We start from the raw sequence: 19,048 nt of genomic DNA on the forward strand, positions 1-19,048 counted from the left end.
TCCGGTTTTCATGACTGCCGATATCAACATCGTTTGGCTTGGTGCACTGGCCAGCTTATTAGCGGGGCTGGCAACCGGCATCGGAGCGCTGGCTGTATTCTTCGTTAAAGATCTCTCTACCCGCCTGCAGGACTGCATGCTGGCGGGTGCTGCAGGCGTAATGCTCGCGGCCTCCGTTTTTTCATTGTTGATCCCCGGGCTGGAATACGGAGAAGTGCTGCTGGGCTCAACATGGGCGGCTGCACTGCTTGTAATATTCGGCGTTCTTTCGGGTGCTGAAGCTCTGTACTACCTCCACCAGAACTTGCCCCATGAGCATTTTAATCTCGGGCCAGAGGGGCCTGATGCAGCCCATATTCGCCGAATATGGTTGTTCATTATCGCTATTACGTTGCACAACTTTCCCGAAGGCATGGCGGTAGGTGTTGGTTTTGCAGGGGGCGATGTGCGCAACGGTTATGTCCTGGCACTGGGCATTGGCATTCAGAATATTCCGGAAGGCCTTGCCGTTGCATTTTCGCTGATTGCCATCCAATACTCGCGAGTTCGCGCCTTTACTATCGCTCTTTTAACAGGATTGGCCGAACCTATCGGTGGTCTGTTCGGTGCTGCACTGGTGTCGCTGGCAGAACCGATAATGCCCTGGACTCTGGGTTTCGCCGCCGGTGCCATGCTGTTCATTATCAGCAACGAAATCATTCCCGAAACCCATCGAAGCCGCTACAAGGCCCAGACCACCTTCGCACTGCTAATCGGTTTTGTGGTGATGATGTTCCTGGATGTCACCCTGGGCTGAGGCGCCTGCCAGCGCAACAATATCCTCATACTGGCGAACCTGAACAACCTGCTCGGCAACCGGTTTGGCCGCCAGGCTGCAGGCCTCGTTAACCATGGCAGATGCAACGGTTTGTGCCTCGATTGCCCGGTACTTTTCCAACGGCCCCAACAACATGCGGTTAATCAGCGGCATGGCCTTGGCACCTATGGCTTCTCCCAAACGGTGATCCGGCCTGTCGCCCAGCAGCAGGCTAGGGTGATATATCGACAAATAAGGGTAACCAAGGCCTTTCACTGCATCTTCCAGTTCGCCTTTAACCCGGTTGTAGAAAATTGTTGAAGAAGATGACGATCCAATGGCAGACATCAAGATGAACGCACCAGCACCACCTGCACGCCCAAGTTCAGCTGCTTCCAGGCAGTAATCGTAATCTACCTTTCTGAATTGTTCCTGAGAGCCTGCCTTTTTAATGGTCGTGCCCAGGCAACAGATAATGACATCCACCTTAAAAAGCTCAGCATGGTCTGCCATGCGGTCAAAATCCATTTCCTGCTGCTGCAGCTTGCCGTGAACAGATTCCAGCGCTTTCCGAACAGGCACTACCACCAGTTCAACCTCGTCACGGGCCAAAAGGCCAGTGAGAACCAATCCACCGGTCAATCCGGTGGCACCCAGCAATAACACTTTCATAAAGTTCTCTTTATTTTGCGAATACTCTACAAATCCTTCAGGTAGTGTAGCCCGGATAGCTGATCCATTTGCCCCCTAATCCAGAAAATACGATCCCGCACATAGGGCGACGGCGAGGTCACACTCAACACTTTCGGATTAGGCAAAACGGCAGCCAGCCGTGCAGACTGGCTGGCCGATAACTGCCGGGCAGATATACCGAAATACGCCTTGCTCGCAGCCTCAACGCCGTAAATTCCGGGACCAAACTCGGCTATATTCAAATACACCTCAAGAATTCGGCGTTTTGGCCAAAGCCCGTCAACCGCGAGCGCAAGCCCGGCCTCCAGAGTTTTACGGACAAAACTTCGGCCATTCCATAGAAACAGGTTTTTTGCGGTTTGCTGTGTGATGGTACTGGCGCCCCTGAGCCCGTCACCTGCATGATACTCAGCCAAGGCTTTGCGAATCGCGACAAAATCAACACCCCAATGATCGGGAAACCGCTGATCCTCGCTGGCCACCACCGCAAGTGGCATCCAGGGCGAGATGTCCGAAAAACTAACCCATTGCTGCTGCACTTCTTTGTGCGGATGAGCAAAGCTGTAACCAAGCATGAACGCCGAGGTGGGTGGATTTACATACCGGAACAAGAGCAGCACCGACAGAAACAGCAGTACCAGCGTAACCAATACCCATGCAACGCTACGAAACAGTCGCTTCGAGAGTGATTTACGAGCCATTTACACCCCCGCTCGCAACTTTTCCAGCCTCACCTGTACGCACTACGGATGCGCCGATCACCCGGAGACAGTGTTTACGACATACAACGTGAAGCGGTGTTTTTCCCGCTTCATCTCCGTCCACCGTAACGATTTTCGGTTTTGACGTATAAATATCGCAGCGCTTGCCCTTCAGGTGCACCACCGTGCTGGTGCGATCAGGAGACTTTCCACTCAGCCGCACCAGCAGGAAGGTAAGCAGCAACTGCAGCAAAGGGCGTGGCTTCACCGCAATAATATCAAGTAGCCCGTCATCCGCTGTTGCTTGCGGAATCTCATTCCCTCCCCCAAAAAATGCGCCGCTGGACACAGCAATCGACAACCAGCGACCCCGCACAAACGCCTTGTCGCATGATATTTCCGCATGAAAACCGCGCTTGGCACTCACCTGCTTCAACAAAGCCACGCCATAGCTGAAACGACCAAAGAATTTTTTGGCTGCACCTTCCGCTTCCCGGGCTGCTACCGCTCCCAGGCCAATGTGCGCGACATTGAGAAAAATCCCATCTCCAAATTCTGCCACATCCACTTTTTGCGTGACCCCTCGCTGAACAAGCTCACACACAGCGGCAGGGTCTTCCGGCAGGGCCAGGTTTCGGGCGAAATCATTGGCTGTACCAGACGGCAACACCGCAAGCACTGCTTTGTGTTCCAGGCATATCTGGGCAACGGCATTAACTGATCCATCACCTCCGGCCACCATCACTATGTCGCCAGGTTGTACCTGCGCAGTCCAACTCTTATCCTGAAGGTCACAACACTCCGGGCCTGTAATACCTGCGCTCGCAAGCCTTTCACGCCAGAACTCCCGCCCTTTCTGGCCATTGCCTGCGCCAGGATTTGCTACCAGCCAATGAGTCATAGCATCACACTCGCTTTAACAACATCAAAAAGCTCCTGAAACCTTAAACCACCAAAGATACCTCATACATGCCATTGTGGTCGTTACCATACGGACACAGGAACTTCTTCCAACTGCTATATTGTCCGACTATAGTTAGCCACTGAACTAAACATCACTATCCGGAAACCTGCAATGATTACAGACCTGATCACGCCAGTGCGCTCCAAAGCGCAACTTGCAGCCCTGAAGCTAATAACAAAACTCATTCCAAGCCAGACTCCCAACATGTTTCTGGGGGCGCAATCCCGGCTAAGGCTGGCTGATCACATGGCGCACTTCGACTTCAAGCGGGTTCTGCTTGTGACAGATGACGTGCTCTTTCAGCTTGGCGTTATCAGTCCAATTGAGGAGCACCTGAACAAGCTGGGGATTAAAACGATTGTGTTCAGCGGTGTAACGCCAGACCCGGGATTTCTGGTTGTAGAACAGGGTCTGGAAGTACTTCAGCAAAATGGCTGTGACGCTGTATTGGCTATTGGGGGAGGTTCTTCTATTGACGCTGCAAAAGTGATGGCACTGGCAGCCACGAACAACAAAACACCCAGAGAGCTGGTTGGCATTCTCAAAGCTCGAAAGTCATCTCTGCCACTGTTTGTTATTCCCACTACCGCAGGTACCGGCTCAGAAGTCACTATAGGGGCGGTTATATCGGATGAAACCACTCACGTAAAACATCTCGTGATCGAGCCAAAGGTGGTCCCTTTGGCGGCCGCGCTGGATCCCGAAATCATGGCCGGCATGCCCAAGTCGGTAACCGCAGACACGGGCATTGATGCGCTAACCCACTGCCTGGAATCCTGGATCAGTGATTTCTCATCACCTGAAACCGAGCTGTACTCCGGTGCCGGCGTGAAACTCGTATTCAAATACCTGGAAAAGGCCTGCGAAAACGGACAAGACTACGAAGCCCGTGACGCCATGGCTCTGGCTGCAAACTACGGTGGCATGGCACTGAACAAAACGGGTCTGGGCTACGTGCACGCCATTGCTCACCAGCTTGGTACCCAATATGGCGTTCCTCACGGCCGGGCCAACGCCATTGTTCTACCGCACATTCTTGAGGTAAACAGGCACAGCGCAAAAACCCGGATGGCAAAATTGGCCAGACTGTGTGGCCTTGCCACAGATGCAGAGGAAGATTCACTGGCAACCGACAAGTTGATCCAGCGTGTTAATACGCTACTTGCAACCTTGCCCATAGCCCGTGAGGTGAAGGGTATTGATGAGAAGCACTTTAACGTCATGGCGCAAGCTGCCATGAAAGAAGCTCACGGAACCTACGCCGTGCCCAAATACCTGAATAAAAGCGAGATAATTCAGGTACTCCGCGTTATAAGCGGACAAACGGCATAACCGGTGCACCTAGGCCCCGTCAGAGCGCCCCTTAACCGGGGCGTTTCTGCGAAACCACCAGAGCAACGCCCGTAATGGAAATGATTCCTCCGGTAATGGCCAATACGCCCAGGCGCTCATCAAACAGCCAAAAGGCTTCCAGAGCGGTTACCGGGGGCACGAGATAGAACAGGCTTGCCACCTGGGAAGCAGCACCCTGGCGAATCAACCACATCAAAAGCAGAATCGCGCCAATAGAAACCCCCAAAACCAGCCAGGCCATAGAAAGTTGGAGTTGCAACGACCAGACTACTTCACGGGTTTCCAGAAGCAGCGCGCCAGCGGCGAAAAACAAGGCTGCGGCGCCGTATTGAATGATGGTGCCAGTCACCAAGTCTGCACCAGTACCGTGGCGTTTCTGATACACCGTACCCAGTGAAATTCCGGCCAACGCCAGCAGTGCCCATATCAGTGTCCACAATGGAAATGCTGCTCCCGGGTTGCCTGCTCCGCCAAACTTTTCCAGCAAAACCAGGGTGACACCCACCAAGCCAAGCCCCAAACCCAGCCACTGCCGCCATGAAATGGCTTCTTTCAATACAAGAACCGCGACACCCGCGGTAACCAGCGGCTGCAAACCCACCACCAGCGACACTATTCCGGAGGGCATACCATCCTGAATGGCATAGTACACACCGCCAAGATAGCAGCCGTGGACCAGCAGGCCTGTAACAGCAAGGTGCCCAGCCGAGCGCCAGCCCGGCCAGCGGGCTTTGAGGAGGCCTGCCAGCACCATAAGCAAACCCAGAGTGAGAAGCATGCGGATAAGCAGGAGGGTGAACGGCTCGGCATAGGGCAGGCCGTATTTTGCGCCGATAAAGCCCGTGCTCCACAGCCAAACAAACAGGGCAGGTACAAAAAACGAATAAAAGAAAGAGCGCATAAACAGCTGCCGGGGTCAGGTATCTGGAACAACGTTCAGTCTAGAGCCTGGTTCGTATACAAAACAGATACAGGCACCCAGCAATGCCACCATTACAGGTGGCATTGAGGGATCAGTCAGAGGCGGTTATGTCGTGAGGATAGACTGCAGTTTCTGTGTCAGCTCGACTGCCTCACTACCCATAGGAGTGAGGTAGCCTCCGTCATCCCGCGTTATCAGGCCTTTGGCAAACAGACGCTCCGCTGCCTGCACGGTCTCGGGTGAGGCACCGCTTTTGTGAACCTTGATTCCAGCCTGCCCTGAAGAGGATTCAAACTGCGACAACAGATTTAGCTCGGCAATAGTGTCTGGAGAAAATGGCATGGTATTTCCTTGTCTGGTTTAGTGGTCAGATGCTTTGATTACGTTTTTCCTGATCAAGGGTCAAATCCCGCTCAGTTTCACTCCACTGCTCGGAAAGTGCATCATAGGCATCGGAGAAACCTTTTTTAGCTCGCTCCCATGCCGATGCCGAACTGGCTTTGAGTTCGTTATACCAGGCTTGCACCCGCTCACGCTGCTCACGCAAGGAGGCCAAACTCTCCTGTGAGCGTTCGCGCGCGACGCTGCTCATGTCGTCCCAGTTTTCTGAAAGCTCTTCCTCCAGTTCTGCAATTCGTTCGTCGAGCGCAGTCAGTGCTCGATTTATGGAGTCTTCCGCTTGGTCCTTCTGGTCGGCACCATATTTCTGTAGCGTTTCGCCAAGCTCCCGGGTTTCTCGCTTGAGCTCATCAACGGTTGAATCTGCTGGTTCAGCATGGAGAGGCCCCACAAGCATAAAGGAAGCTGTAACAAGCAAAGCACCGACACTGTGTTTCAAAGTCATAAATTACTCCAGGACCCGGTTCATAAAGAATAGCAGTAGCGCCACCATAACAATATCCCGACGGCCAGCTTATCTTATAAAAGCTTAATGAGCCGGCAACAAACCCTGTTTAAATCAATAAAAACATAACTTTGAACCCGGAAAATATAGGTAAAAAGCACACAGAAAGGATTCTGCCGCTGCTTGATATTTGTGCCTCCCCCAAACCTGTGTCACTTTTAAGTGGAAGCCAAACAAAGAGGAATGATTATGCTTTATTGGGCTGTAATCTGTCTCATCATAGCCATTATTGCCGGTGTCCTTGGTTTTGGGGGTATCGCGGGTACAGCGGCAGGTATTGCAAAAATTCTGTTCTTTATCTTTCTCATACTTCTGGTGATCTCTCTTGTTGCCAATGCTGTTCGCGGGCGGGGACCAAAGATCTAGCATTCCGGATGAATCTGATCAGAGTTTCGGCCCGGGCAACTGCAGCACGCCCGGGCTTTCTGCCTCTTCCGGTAACATTTCACCGACAAGACGTAATATCATTTCTGCCCGGTAGCGCCGTATAATCTTTAATCTGCCTGATTTAATATAACGAACAGTAAGATTACTGATTACGCTTTCCGTGAGCAGCTGATGATAAGTCCCAAACAATGCATCCTACCCGCACTTATCGCTTTAATCTGGCTCTCTGCACCCGTTGCAGCAGACTCCATCAAGCGTATTGTGCATCCGGATGGAAGAGTTGAGTTTACCAACGTAAAAAGTAACAGCCCCGGGCGAGCTTCAAGCAAAAGCGAAACTGTATTCCGCTACACAGACGACAATGGCGTCGTTGCCTACACCAGTACCCGGCCTTCAGTGGCAGATTTCGATGTTATCAGCTTCCACTGCTACGCCTGCGACCCGGATTCTCATGTGAACTGGCGCACTACCCCACTGTTCGCTGGTCGCTACGAAACAGAAATCAAAACAGCTGCTAAAGAATATGGTGTTGACCCGGCACTGGTGCGTGCGGTGATTCATGCGGAGTCTGCGTTCAATGAAAAGGCAATCTCACCCGTGGGTGCCCAAGGGCTTATGCAATTGATGCCAGGCACAGCTCTGGAGGTGGGCGTGCAGAATGCCATGGTGGCAGCAGATAACATCCGCGGTGGTGTTACCTACCTCGCAAAAATGCTGGAACGCTTTAAGGGTGATACCAGGTTAGCCACTGCGGCATATAATGCCGGCCCAGGTGCCGTAAGCCGTTACGGAGGGGTTCCTCCCTATGCTGAAACCAAGGCTTACGTTGAGCGGGTCGGCATATTACGCGAGCGCTATGCCAGTAATTGATCAGATCACCGGAAGCCCCCTCCCTGAGAGCTTCCGGCCCCATCCTGAGTTTACTCAGACGCCGCAATCAGGCTGGCGTTGCCACCGGCTGCGGTTGTATCCACGCAAAGGTGACGCTCAATCACAAAACGCTGATCGAGTGTGTGCTCGGTGATCAGAGGGATCAATGCGCCATCGCGCTTGGCCAGAGCCTGGCGATACTTGCGCAACAGAGCCTGATTGGCACAGCTCACAACCGCCTCAAAGCCAACAGCGTTTACCAGCACTTCCGGATCCAGAAGCCCGTCAACGCCCACTAACGGCAACCCGGCCGGAGCGGCACGAGCCACAACATCTTCAACACCTGGGGCAATGACCACCACCTTGTTGCCCTGTGACAGTGCCATGGCAGCTTGTGCCAATGCCGTTTCCTTGTCTGGCCCCAAACACAGAACGGTTCCACGGGCGTGATTGGAAAGGCGGTTAAGCTCCCCGGTTGGCCCTGGCAGCTCTTCCGGGTAGGCATCCAGAGGCTCTGGCAACTTACCGAAAATGGGTTCCATGGCCTCAATTCTGGCTTTCGGAGCAGCAACGGAAAGCTTGCCCAGACTGCTGACCAGACCATCCAGTTTCTTACCATCAATGGTTTTCGCACCTGGCTCTGCCGGGCGTTCAACATTGGCACCTTTCAGGAAGCGTCGAACGTACTGTGGACCGCCGGCTTTGGGGCCGGTTCCGGAAAGACCTTCGCCCCCAAATGGCTGGGAGCCAACAATTGCGCCAATCTGGTTACGGTTAACGTAGGTATTGCCAACCTTGATGCGCGCGACAATCTGATCAACACGGTTATCAACCCGGCTGTGGATGCCAAATGTCAGCCCATAGCCTTTGGCGTTTATGGCATCGACAACCTTGTCGATATCTTTGGCTTCAAATGTAGCCACGTGCAGGATCGGACCGAAGATTTCTTCTTCAAGCTCTTCGATCCCGCTGACTCTGAGCACAGCCGGTGAAACATACAGGCCCTTTTCAGGCACCGGAAGTTTTTTCAGCATGCGGCCTTCGCGCTCAAATTTATCGCAGTGATCTATAATTTTCTTGCGGGCTGCCTCATCAATAACCGGCCCTACATCGGTAGAAAGCGCCCAGGGATCGCCTATACCCAATTCTTCCATAGCGCCGTAGAGCATCTCCAGCAGGTTGTCGGCTATGTCCTTCTGCACATACAGCATGCGCAGTGCGGAGCAGCGCTGGCCAGCACTCTGGAACGACGATGCCAGAACATCACGAACCACCTGTTCCGGCAGCGCTGTTGAATCCACAATCATGGCGTTAAGGCCTCCGGTTTCCGCCACCAGCGGTGCGTCCGGCGCCATGTTTTCCGTCATCACTTTATTGATGCGCTGCGCGGTTGCAGTGGAACCAGTAAAGCAGACGCCTGCAACTCTGGAATCAGACGTGAGGGCCGTACCCACGGTAGCACCCGTGCCAGGAAGAAGCTGAATGGCATCTCTTGGAATGCCGGCTTCGTACATCATTTCAACCACACGAACCGCCAATAGCGATGTTTGCTCCGCTGGTTTGGCAACGACTACGTTACCTGCCGCCAGGTTTGCAAGAACCTGCCCTGCGAAGATGGCCACAGGGAAGTTCCAGGGCGAAATGCAGCAAATAATGCCACGAGCTTCGCCATTATCTTTGTTGCGAAGTCCCTCGTTAGCGTAGAACTGAGCAAAATCCACTGCCTCGCGAATTTCAGCAACACCATCCAGCAATGATTTACCGGCTTCCCGGGTCGTCAGCGCAAACAGTTCGTGCGCGTTTTCTTCCAGCAAGTCACCTACTTTGCGCACACACGCAGCGCGATCTTCCGCAGATGTGGCCGACCAACCAGTAAAGCCTTGCTCAGCCGCGGCAATGGCAGCGTTAACATCAGCCTCATTGGCATGGGTAATGTGCCCAACCAGATCTTCCGGGTTGGCCGGGTTTTTGACCTCCAGCACCTCTGTGCCAGTAGTGTCAGCCGCAATCAGCGGGCCACCCACCCATAGATGGGTGCGGAATGCTCCGCGACCGTCATTAATACGGGCAACGGTCACCGGGTCGGTTATATCCCAACCTTTTGAGTTGCGACGTTTGGCTCCGAACAATTCCGTTGGGCGTAAAATTGCCTGGCTGGACAGATTTTTCCCAAGCTTCTGGACCACATCAATCGGGTCCCTCGCAATTTCTTCGGGGGTAATGCTGGTATCCACAATCTGGTTAACAAAGGAACTGTTGGCGCCATTTTCAAGAAGCCGACGTACAAGGTAAGCGAGCAGGTCGCTGTGTTTGCCTACAGGCGCATAGATTCTGCAGGGTACGCCACTTTCGCTGAGAACCTGGTTGTGCAGAGATTCACCCATGCCGTGCAAGCGCTGGAACTCATAGCTCTTCAGGCCCGCAGAGCTGGCCAATTCACGGACAGCCGACACAGAGTGTGCGTTATGGGTGGCAAACTGCGAATAGATGCGGTCACTCATCCCCACCAGTTTTTTGGCGCAGGCTATATAGGCAACGTCACTGCACGCTTTGCGTGTGAACACGGGGAAATCCGTCAGGCCCATAACCTGGGCACGCTTGATCTCCGCATCCCAATAAGCGCCTTTAACCAGGCGCACCATGATACGGCGATCAAGCTTTACAGAGAGCGCGTACAGCCAATCAAGTGTGTGACCCGCACGCTTGGCAAAGGCTTGAACCACAACGCCGAAACCTTCCCAGTTAGCAAGCGTTGGGTCGGACATTATGGCTTCGATAACATCCAGAGAAAGATCCAGCCTGTCCTGTTCTTCAGCATCAATATTGAAGCCCATATTGGCAGCGGCCGCCTTTTTGGCCAACTCAAGGGCGCGGGGGACCAACTCATTCATTACCCGCTCTTTTTGGCCATATTCGTAACGGGCCAGCAGCGCAGAGAGTTTGACCGAGATACCGGGGTTTTTACGCACATCGCCCTTACAGTTTTTGGCAATGCTGTCGATGGCTTGTGAGTAGGACTCGAAATAGCGACGGGCATCGGCATCCGTACGCGCGGCTTCGCCAAGCATGTCGTAGGAGTAGGTGTACCCCTTAGCCATGTAGGATTCGGCTTCACTCTGTGCTTCTTCAATGTCGCGGCCCAAAACAAACTGGCGCCCCATTTCCTTCATGGCCTGGCCAGCAACGGTGCGAACGACGGGTTCACCGAGGCGCTTAACCAACTTGCGCAGCGTGTCACCTACCGTATGGCGATCAGAATCCTTCAACAGGTTACTGGTCATCAACAGCGCAACAGTGGTGGAGTTGATAAATGCCGAGGTAGCTTTGCCTACGTGCGCCCCCCAGTTACCAGAGACAATCTTGTCTTCAATGAGCGCATTAATGGTTGTGTTATCGGGCACTCGCAACAGCGCTTCTGCCAGGCACATAAGCGCAACACCCTCTTTGGTGGTGAGGCCGTATTGCGCAAGGAATTTTTCCATAATGGTGGATTTCGCGCTCTTCCGAACACTACGCACCAAATCAGCCGCTCGGGCAGAAATCATTTTGCGATCGGCTTCAGACAACTGAGCGTCAGCAATCATCTCGTGGATCACTTTGTACTCATCTTCGAGATAGTAATCGCGAACTGCCTGCCGGCTGTTGGCTAGCTCGGGAGCCAATGATTGCTGCGATATCATAGTTGTACCCTCTCAGTTGTTTGTCTTTACCGCATTCTACCGACAACAGCATAGACTGTTTGACTGTAAGCGACGGAATGACCCGCCACTATGGCCATATTTATCGCCATAAATGTATTAATTCTCTGGTATGAAATACAATTTCAGCCAATTCGACCTTAATGGCTGCATTGAAATAGTCCAGAACCCTTGCGGTATATGCCATTCATAGCCTACAGCATAGTGCCCTTGTTCAAGACTTGCCCAAAAGTCGCGGATTTACGTTTGTAGAGGACAGAACAACATGAACGAGCTGGACCGAATAGATCATTCCATCATTCGAGAACTGCAGAAAAATGCGCGTATTACGGTTACTGAGCTTGCGTCGAAGGTGGGTTTATCCAAAACCCCGTGTCAGGTACGCATGCGCCGGCTTGAAGAGCAGGGTTTTATTGCGGGCTACACCGTGCTGGTGGACCAGTCCAAGTTGGGGCAGAGCCATATCGCCTTCGCCCAGGTTACCTTGAACGACACCAGCAGCGAAGCATTGAAAGCGTTCAACACCGCCGTCAAAAAGATATCCGCCATTGAGCAATGCCACATGATTGCCGCCAATTTTGATTACCTGATGAAAGTACGGACCCGCAACATGGCGGAGTACCGGCAGGTATTGGGAGAGCAAATTTCAGCCCTGCCCCATGTGCTGCAAACCAGCACCTTTGTGGTAATGGAGACTGTAAAGGATGCCGGGCTCTAAACGCCCTACTTGTTGACTCTGGCCAAGCCCAGTGCAGACACGGTCAGGCCCAGTTCTCCGCGATACATCGCATTGCCGATACCCAGCACGATGTTCTCCACGGTAAAGTTGGAGGATACAGCACTGGCACCACCGGGCGAGCGTGATTCCAGAACAAGCACCAGACGCAGGAGATCCAGAAGGCGGATAACCAAATCGAGAGTGCCAAAATCTTCCGGGGCCTCGTCGATCTGAGACATTACGTGGGCTTTGGCAGACTCCACAACGAAGGCTTCGTTGTCGGTTAAGTGCTCTATGCCAAGGTATTTGATGGATTCTACACGCTGCTGCCGCTCACGCCTGATTGCCTCCATGCACACCTGCCCGGAGTTTTCCGGCAAATTCCCCTGTCGCAGGATGCGGGCAAGCCGGAAGTCCACCTTGCCCTCGCTCCGCATCTGTTCGTATTCGTTTTTCAGCTTCTCTTTGGCGTGGGGGTAATATCGGCGAACCGCCGTTTCCCGCGCACGCTCCAGGTCTTCAGTTGTGGCCAGGTTCACCAGTGAACTCATCACTCGCACGCAGTGGAGCAAGTGCTCCCAAATAGCTGGTTCAATGGATTCGGGATTATCGGGAAGAACCCGTTTGATAGACACAAACTCGAAATAAAGAGCCGTCACCTTCTGCTCCGAGAAGTCAGAAGTGCGGATAATTCTGCGCAGCCCCAGCTTTTCAATATCGCCCAGCAGGCTGGGAATCAGCATCAGAACGTAATGTTTCGCGCCTTCCGAAATGGGCATGTCCTACAACTACTCCACTTTGATTCTGTCCTTACCATAGCACCATGCCCCCACAACCGCTGCTTCGATTTCGCCATACCCAACCCCTACTCAACTGCCTGGTCGCTCAGTTTTAATAGCCTTTGGCGACCGACATCAGTTAATTTGGCTGTCAGGAATTGTCCCGGACGCAATGCCAGACGGTCAGATGACTCATTCAATGACAAAAAAAGCGACTTATACAACACTCGCCGCATGGCCCTTGGCTATCTGTCAGGCTCTTGAGGCCAGAGGTATCCCGCCTGGCCCCCTTCTCGCAGCTGCACAACTGAACCGGGAAGAGTTCGTCAGTCATCCAGAGGGGCGCCTGGATGTGAGGCTAATGACCCGGTTTTGGGAGGTTGTCCTCGAAGCAACCGGAGATGAAGCGTTCGGGCTGTCCGTTGCTCAGTATGTTCAGCCGATGAATTTTCGCGCTCTCGGTTTACTGATGCATACAGCCGGAAACCTCGAGCAGGCGTTCCTCAAGCTGGGACAATACTCTGCCCTGGTGAGCAACTCGGCCAGCATACGCATCGAACAGACACCTCAAAACCTGGTTTTCTGTATTGACCCCATTCCAGGTGTGACCATCAGTACCATGGCAATCGACAGCTTTTTGGCCACTCTTACACGATTTGCAGATCAACTGGGGGCCGCAAGGCCATTCGTAGACAAAGTAGAGTTCTTGCAGCCCTCCCCACGGCGCCCGGAAGCCTGGTCCCGGTTCTTCGGTGCTCCCGTCGCCTTTGGCGCTGCCCAAAACGCGGTCTGGCTGAACCGTTTACAACTAAAGCGCGCGGAGGTTATGGGTGATTTACAGATGTCGGCCTACAGCGAGTCCCTCGTGCAGTCTTACGTCGGAGGTCTTGGAGACGTACCGCTTACCCACCAGGTGAAGCAACTATTAAACGCGCAACTCGAAAAGAGCGAGCCGAACATTTCCGTGATTGCTCAGAGGCTCAACCTGACAGAACGCAGCCTGCGCCGCCGCTTGAAAGACGAAAACACAACCTACCGGGATCTCGTCCAGCAATGTCGCATGGAGCTGGCCGAACACTATCTGACACACACGAGCCTGAGCATCACTGACATCGCCCTACGGGTCGGTTTCACCGATACCGGCAACTTCTCCAGAGCTTTTACCCGACACTTCGGAAAAACTCCGTCTGGGTTTCGGAATAAAACCTCTCCCCACTGATCAGCGAGGCAGGTCACTGCGGATATGCAAATGTCCGCTCAAGACAAGCGGTGGAACCTGACGACGCTACACTTTCATGATCCGTCCCGCTAATAACAACAGGCCCATCATGAAATCAAAACTCTTTTATCCAAAGCGCATCATTCTGCCAGTGATCGTTGTTGTTCTGAGCATCACTGGTTGCGACTCCGGACCAATCCAAGAGACCGGTGCCAGTGCCACAGGCCATACAGCACCAACAGACATTACCAACCGAATTAACAAGGAAGTGCTTGAACAGCGCCCCTTCAGCAATCGCGAAGACTTCGAGAACGCGCGCCGTGGCCTGATTGCTCAGGATCCAGATCTAATTGTTCAGGGCCAGAACAATAAGGCGATCTGGAATATGCCTGAATATGCGTTTATTGATGAGGATGGCAAAAATGCGCCCGCATCTGTCAATCCAAGCCTGTGGCGTCAGGCTTCGCTCAATAACATCCATGGCCTATTCAAGGTCACCGATGGCCTGTACCAGGTCCGCGGCTACGACCTGGCCAATATGTCGATCATTGAGAGCGACACCGGCTGGATTCTGGTGGATCCGCTGACCTCACGCGAAACCGCAAGCAAGGCGTTTTTGTTCGCGCAGGAACACCTCGGCAAGAAACCACTGAAAGCCATCGTCTTCACCCACAGCCACATCGATCACTTTGGCGGAGTGCAGGGTGTTCTCCAGCATCTTTCCGAAGAAGAAACGCGCGAGCTGAGAATTATCGCACCGGAAGGTTTTGAGGAAGAGGCCACCAGCGAAAACATCATCGCCGGCCCTGCAATGACGCGGCGAGCCATATACATGTATGGGAAGCGGCTCGATCGTGACGAGCGAGGTCACGTGGGGACAGGCCTCGGCAAGGGCCCTGCTTTCGGCAACTTCGGATTTGCCCAACCAACCCAGCTGGTCAGCAAGACAGGCAGTGAACTGACCGTTGATGGTGTCCAAATGATCTTCCAGATCGTCTCCGGCTCCGAAGCCCCCTCTGAGTTCACTTTCTATCTACCCGAATTCAAGGCTTTCTGCGGTGCCGAACTTGTCAGCCGGAACATGCACAACCTTTATACCCTGCGAGGCGCAAAGGTTCGCGATGCCCGCATCTGGAGCGCCTTCATTGATGAGGCCAGAAACCAGTTTTCCGACGCAGACATCTACTTTGCCAGCCATCATTGGCCATTGTGGGGACAAGACAAGATTCAGGACTTCCTGATCAAACAGCGGGACACCTATAAGTTCATTCATGACCAAAGCGTTCGCCTCATGAACCGTGGTTTCACTCCCAACGAAATCGCCGACAGCCTCAAGCTCCCGGCCACTCTAAATGAAGACTTTCACAATCAAGGCTACTACGGAACCCTCTCCCACAATTCAAAAGCGGTGTATCAGCACTATATGGGATGGTTTACCGCCAATCCCGCAAAGCTGGATCCTTTACCGGAGACAGAAGCTGCTGAGCGTTACGTCGAGATGATGGGAGGCGCTGACAGCATCCTGGAAAAGGCACAGGGCAACTTTGACGCGGCAGCTGATATGAACACGAGCGAAGGCAAGAAGACCTATCGTTGGCTGGCAGAACTACTGAATCATGTTGTTTTTGCTCAACCAAACAATGAGCAGGCCACAGCCTTGCTGGCAAAGGTTTACGATCAACTCGGGTATCAGGCCGAATCAGCACCCTGGCGCAATTTTTACCTTACTGGGGCTTATGAGCTACGCCATGGAGGACCTACTGAGGGTATCAAGCCTGTCGCAATGAAAGACGTCTTGCTCAATACGCCGGTTTCGCTGTTCTTCGACAGTATGGCAGTACGCCTGAAAGCAGACGATGCTGAAGGCGAGTCTATGAGCATCAAGGTTACCTTCACTGACCTTAACGAAAGCTACCTGTTAACTCTGGACAACTCGGTTCTGCACAACAGAAGGACTGACAGTGATACGCCCGCAGACGCAACTCTGAAACTGACTCAGCCATTGTTTGTGGACATTCTGATTGGCGAGGCGGGATTGAAAGATATGTTGTTCAGCGACGAGATCAGTTTTGAAGGTAGCAAGCTGGACCTCCTCCGGTTCTTCAGCATGCTGGACAAGCCAGAGGGTAAATTCAACATAGTGACCCCCTGAGCATAGCGCTGGTCCTGCTCGTGTTGACGGCCAGGACCAGCATCAGTCAAATCACGCCCGGCTCAAAAACTTCCGCTCTTCCACGTTGACCTTGATGCGATCACCGGTGGATATGTGCTCAGGAACCTGGATAACCAGACCTGTAGCCATTCTTGCAGGCTTGGTGCGAGCCGTTGCTGACCCACCCTTTACCGACGGGTCCGTCTCCTCGATATCAAGCTCAACGATTGGCGGCAGCACCAGCGCAACCGGCGCATCACTGATCAGAATCACCATAATGCCCTGAGTGTCTTCAGTGATATACAGCAGCTCGTCGACAATCGCTTCCCGGTTCAGGCTGTACTGGGTAAAGTCTTCGCTATCCATGAAGACGTATTCTTCGCCATCGGAATAGGAGAAGGTAGCTGGCCTGCGTACAAGATCGGCAAGGTTCAGCATGTCGGTGTCTTTGAACGTCTCGTCGATCTTGTTACCCGTTACCACATCGTACATACGCATGCGGTAGAGACTGCCGCCAGCACGGCCCTGGGGAACAGAGCGATCAATATCCTTGACGAAATAAACCCGACCTTCGTATTCAACTGCAGAGTTCTTCTTGATTTCACTTGCTCTAGGCATATTTTAAAGCTCCAAAACAGTCTCTAAACGCTTCTATATCAGACCTGAGTCTGCGTGTGTTCCACTCGGTAATTCTACCCGTAGACCCAGCCTGCCGATACAAAACAAGCCAATACTATAAGCCATTCGAAAAAAAAGCTTCTTGAGGCTGCAATCAGATTCACATCAGAAATGGCAATTTGATGTAAGCTGTACAGCATTTGTAGCCAGTGCCTTTGCCCGTTCCGGCATATTAAGGCCTATGCATCGTGTATGGTTAGCCCGCTTACTGCAAAACTGAAAGGTGTTATGAAAGTACCCAAGAGATTACAGCCTCTGGTCGACGACGGCCTGGTGGACGAAGTGCTTTACCAGCTTATGAGCGGAAAAGAAGCGCAGGTTTACGTAGTGCGCAGTGGCGAGCATATTCGCTGCGCCAAGGTATACAAGGAAGCAAAAAAGCGGAGCTTCAAGCAGGCCGTTGAGTATCAGGAAGGCAGAAAGGTGCGCAACACCCGCCGGGCACGGGCCATGAGCAAAAAGACACGCTACGGCCAGAAAGAACAGGAAGACGCATGGCTTAACGCCGAAGTGGATGCCCTGTACCGGCTTGCGGAAGCCGGCGTGCGCGTTCCGGAACCAAAAGGCTTTGTAGACGGCGTGTTGCTGATGGAACTGATTGCCGATGCTGACGGCAAAGCGGCTCCACGACTGGACGACGTAACCCTCACTGCGGAAGAAGCAAGGGACTACCACGGCCGGATTATCGCAGAGATTGTGCGGATGCTGAGTGCCGGGCTGATCCACGGTGACTTGTCAGAATTCAACGTGCTGGTCGACAGCAATGGCCCGGTGATTATTGATCTTCCCCAGGCGGTTAACGCAGCAGGCAACAACAACGCCGAGCGCATGCTGGAGCGGGATGTGGATAACATGCGCCGCTATTTTGCCAAGTTCGCCCCCGATTTGCTTGTGACCGATTATGGCAAAGAAATCTGGGCGCTTTACGAGCGTGGAGATTTGCAGCCCGACAGCAAACTGACGGGATGCTTCGAGCACGACACCGCCAGCGCTGATGTAGAAGAGCTTATGGCTGTAATTGAAGCCGCCAAAGAAGAAGAAAGAGATCGATTGGAGCGCATGCAACTGGACGACGAGGACTAGTTCTCGTCGTCCAGTCATTCACCAGGCAAGCCAGATAACATGCTTTGCGCCTTTGCCAGGACGGTGGGCGCGAACGGTGACTGCCTCTGCCGACAACCCGGCTCGTTTCAAACGCTCCGTAAACGCAGGATCTTGCCCGGCTGACCAATAGGCCAGAATACCCTCAGGCCGCAGGGCTTCCTGCGCGGCAGCAATGCCCGCAGCAGAATACAACCAGTCATTTTCCTTACGAGTTAGCCCTTCAGGGCCATTATCGATGTCCAGCAGGATAGCATCGTAACTGGCAGGCGAATCCTTGATCAGTTGCACCACATCACCGATGTGCACCTTCGCGCGGGGGTCTTGAAGCGGGTAGCCTGAAGCGCTGCCCAAAGGGCCAAGATTCCACTGCTCGACCTCCGGCACCAGTTCGGCAACGGTGACTACTGCGGTGTCACCCAGCGACTGCAAGGCCGCTGCGAGGGTGAAGCCCATACCAAGCCCGCCTATAAGCACTTTTGGTGCAGGATGGTCTGCAATACGCTCACAGGCCAGAGTTGCCAAAGCATCTTCAGAGCCGTGCAAGCGAGTGTTCATCAGCTCACCGCTTGTGCCGGCAATGCGGATAGAGAATTCATCGTTGCGCTGCAGTAGCCGCAACTGGGTGCCCTTACCAGGAATAATTGCAGTGCCTAGCAACTCAAAGCGAGCCATAAAAACCTCTGAAATGGATTCAGGCGCGCTCACCAAGGCGACGCCCAACCCATGAATGATACAGCCTCGCCAGCGTAGGCCGGATCAAGGGTAAGGAAATTAGCCATGCCAAAGGTTTCAGCAAAAAAACTCGCGACATAAGCAGTATGTAGGCATCCATCTCACGGTGAATTTCACCCTGATCATCTTTTACATGCAGCTCGCGGAGCGCCTTGTAGGGGTCTACCCCCTGCTGGCGCAGTTCCTCATCACGGCCGGTGATATCCAGCCATTCAACTGAGTCTCCGGTTCTTCCTGCCAGCTTTTCATACCAGCGCCGATCCCTGACACAAACGGGACATGAGCCGTCATAGAAAACAATCAGTTTACTTTGCGACTTACTCATAAGTGCCCTCCAGTCATAAAGAAAGCCTGGAAGGTACTCTATCACATCAACAG

19 protein-coding genes are annotated in these 19,048 nt (G+C 53.3%); 8 read left to right on the forward strand and 11 right to left on the reverse strand.

Translation table 11 applies throughout. The annotated features are described in order from the left end of the window. The first annotated feature begins 10 nt into the window (after nucleotides 1-10). A complete protein-coding gene (locus tag FE848_RS10100; RefSeq protein WP_200202676.1) occupies nucleotides 11-796 on the forward strand; it encodes a ZIP family metal transporter in 786 nt (261 codons plus the stop codon). On the opposite strand, the gene FE848_RS10105 is transcribed toward FE848_RS10100, so the two are convergent. From FE848_RS10105 to FE848_RS10115, 3 genes are read right to left on the reverse strand one after another with little or no spacing between them, the layout of a single operon-like run. Next, complete coding sequence (locus tag FE848_RS10105; RefSeq protein WP_200202677.1) at nucleotides 749-1,468, reverse strand: NAD(P)H-binding protein; 720 nt, start codon at nucleotides 1,466-1,468, stop codon at nucleotides 749-751. The genes FE848_RS10100 and FE848_RS10105 overlap by 48 nt on opposite strands. Nucleotides 1,469-1,494: 26 nt before the next feature. Continuing rightward, the gene (gene mtgA, locus FE848_RS10110; RefSeq protein ID WP_200202678.1) at nucleotides 1,495-2,190 is read right to left on the reverse strand and encodes a monofunctional biosynthetic peptidoglycan transglycosylase; all 696 of its coding nucleotides are present in this window, start codon (nucleotides 2,188-2,190) and stop codon (nucleotides 1,495-1,497) included. After that, the gene (locus tag FE848_RS10115; protein WP_200202679.1) at nucleotides 2,180-3,091 is read right to left on the reverse strand and encodes a diacylglycerol/lipid kinase family protein; all 912 of its coding nucleotides are present in this window, start codon (nucleotides 3,089-3,091) and stop codon (nucleotides 2,180-2,182) included. Before FE848_RS10115 ends, mtgA begins: the two co-directional genes overlap by 11 nt. Nucleotides 3,092-3,265: 174 nt before the next feature. On the opposite strand from FE848_RS10115, the gene FE848_RS10120 reads away from it, so the two are divergent. Continuing rightward, nucleotides 3,266-4,486 carry an iron-containing alcohol dehydrogenase gene (locus FE848_RS10120; RefSeq protein ID WP_200202680.1) on the forward strand — a complete coding sequence of 407 codons (1,221 nt, stop codon included), beginning with the start codon at nucleotides 3,266-3,268 and terminating at the stop codon, nucleotides 4,484-4,486. 31 nt (nucleotides 4,487-4,517) lie between these two features. On the opposite strand, the gene FE848_RS10125 is transcribed toward FE848_RS10120, so the two are convergent. The 3 genes from FE848_RS10125 to FE848_RS10135 all read right to left on the reverse strand — a co-directional run bounded on the left by FE848_RS10125 (nucleotide 4,518) and on the right by FE848_RS10135 (nucleotide 6,273). Further along, on the reverse strand, nucleotides 4,518-5,408 hold the full coding sequence (locus FE848_RS10125) for a DMT family transporter (protein ID WP_200202681.1): 891 nt from the start codon (nucleotides 5,406-5,408) through the stop codon (nucleotides 4,518-4,520). Nucleotides 5,409-5,534: 126 nt separating this feature from the next. Beyond that, complete coding sequence (locus tag FE848_RS10130; RefSeq protein WP_200202682.1) at nucleotides 5,535-5,771, reverse strand: TIGR02647 family protein; 237 nt, start codon at nucleotides 5,769-5,771, stop codon at nucleotides 5,535-5,537. A gap of 25 nt (nucleotides 5,772-5,796) precedes the next feature. Beyond that, a complete protein-coding gene (locus tag FE848_RS10135) occupies nucleotides 5,797-6,273 on the reverse strand; it encodes a hypothetical protein (RefSeq protein ID WP_200202683.1) in 477 nt (158 codons plus the stop codon). 249 nt (nucleotides 6,274-6,522) lie between these two features. On the opposite strand from FE848_RS10135, the gene FE848_RS10140 reads away from it, so the two are divergent. Further along, on the forward strand, nucleotides 6,523-6,699 hold the full coding sequence (locus FE848_RS10140) for a DUF1328 domain-containing protein (RefSeq protein WP_200202786.1): 177 nt from the start codon (nucleotides 6,523-6,525) through the stop codon (nucleotides 6,697-6,699). 192 nt (nucleotides 6,700-6,891) lie between these two features. Further along, entirely contained in the window at nucleotides 6,892-7,590 is a 699-nt protein-coding gene (locus FE848_RS10145) for a lytic transglycosylase domain-containing protein (RefSeq protein ID WP_200202684.1), read from the forward strand. A gap of 50 nt (nucleotides 7,591-7,640) precedes the next feature. On the opposite strand, the gene putA is transcribed toward FE848_RS10145, so the two are convergent. Continuing rightward, a complete protein-coding gene (putA, locus tag FE848_RS10150) occupies nucleotides 7,641-11,270 on the reverse strand; it encodes a bifunctional proline dehydrogenase/L-glutamate gamma-semialdehyde dehydrogenase PutA (RefSeq protein WP_200202685.1) in 3,630 nt (1,209 codons plus the stop codon). A 283-nt stretch (nucleotides 11,271-11,553) separates the two neighbouring features. Between putA and FE848_RS10155 the strand changes: the two genes are divergently transcribed. Beyond that, entirely contained in the window at nucleotides 11,554-12,006 is a 453-nt protein-coding gene (locus FE848_RS10155) for an Lrp/AsnC ligand binding domain-containing protein (protein WP_200202686.1), read from the forward strand. Between the two features lie 5 nt (nucleotides 12,007-12,011). Here the strand turns inward: FE848_RS10155 and FE848_RS10160 are convergent, their stop codons facing one another. Beyond that, a complete protein-coding gene (locus tag FE848_RS10160) occupies nucleotides 12,012-12,785 on the reverse strand; it encodes a hypothetical protein (protein WP_200202687.1) in 774 nt (257 codons plus the stop codon). Between the two features lie 199 nt (nucleotides 12,786-12,984). Between FE848_RS10160 and FE848_RS10165 the strand changes: the two genes are divergently transcribed. Then, a complete protein-coding gene (locus tag FE848_RS10165; protein ID WP_200202688.1) occupies nucleotides 12,985-14,004 on the forward strand; it encodes an AraC family transcriptional regulator in 1,020 nt (339 codons plus the stop codon). 109 nt (nucleotides 14,005-14,113) lie between these two features. After that, nucleotides 14,114-16,156: an alkyl/aryl-sulfatase gene (locus FE848_RS10170; RefSeq protein ID WP_200202689.1), complete on the forward strand. Its 2,043-nt coding sequence runs from the start codon at nucleotides 14,114-14,116 to the stop codon at nucleotides 16,154-16,156. 51 nt (nucleotides 16,157-16,207) lie between these two features. On the opposite strand, the gene yeiP is transcribed toward FE848_RS10170, so the two are convergent. Then, the gene (gene yeiP / locus FE848_RS10175) at nucleotides 16,208-16,774 is read right to left on the reverse strand and encodes an elongation factor P-like protein YeiP (RefSeq protein WP_200202690.1); all 567 of its coding nucleotides are present in this window, start codon (nucleotides 16,772-16,774) and stop codon (nucleotides 16,208-16,210) included. A 288-nt stretch (nucleotides 16,775-17,062) separates the two neighbouring features. Between yeiP and FE848_RS10180 the strand changes: the two genes are divergently transcribed. Beyond that, a complete protein-coding gene (locus FE848_RS10180; protein WP_200202691.1) occupies nucleotides 17,063-17,917 on the forward strand; it encodes a PA4780 family RIO1-like protein kinase in 855 nt (284 codons plus the stop codon). Nucleotides 17,918-17,935: 18 nt separating this feature from the next. Here the strand turns inward: FE848_RS10180 and FE848_RS10185 are convergent, their stop codons facing one another. Continuing rightward, nucleotides 17,936-18,610, reverse strand: coding sequence for a hypothetical protein (locus FE848_RS10185; RefSeq protein WP_200202787.1), 675 nt, complete (start codon nucleotides 18,608-18,610; stop codon nucleotides 17,936-17,938). A 19-nt stretch (nucleotides 18,611-18,629) separates the two neighbouring features. After that, entirely contained in the window at nucleotides 18,630-18,995 is a 366-nt protein-coding gene (locus FE848_RS10190) for a thiol-disulfide oxidoreductase DCC family protein (protein WP_200202692.1), read from the reverse strand. Nucleotides 18,996-19,048: the final 53 nt, after the last annotated feature.

Source organism: Marinobacter sp. 1-3A (genome assembly GCF_016597775.1).
In the GTDB taxonomy this organism is placed as follows: Bacteria; Pseudomonadota; Gammaproteobacteria; order Pseudomonadales; family Oleiphilaceae; genus Marinobacter; species Marinobacter xiaoshiensis.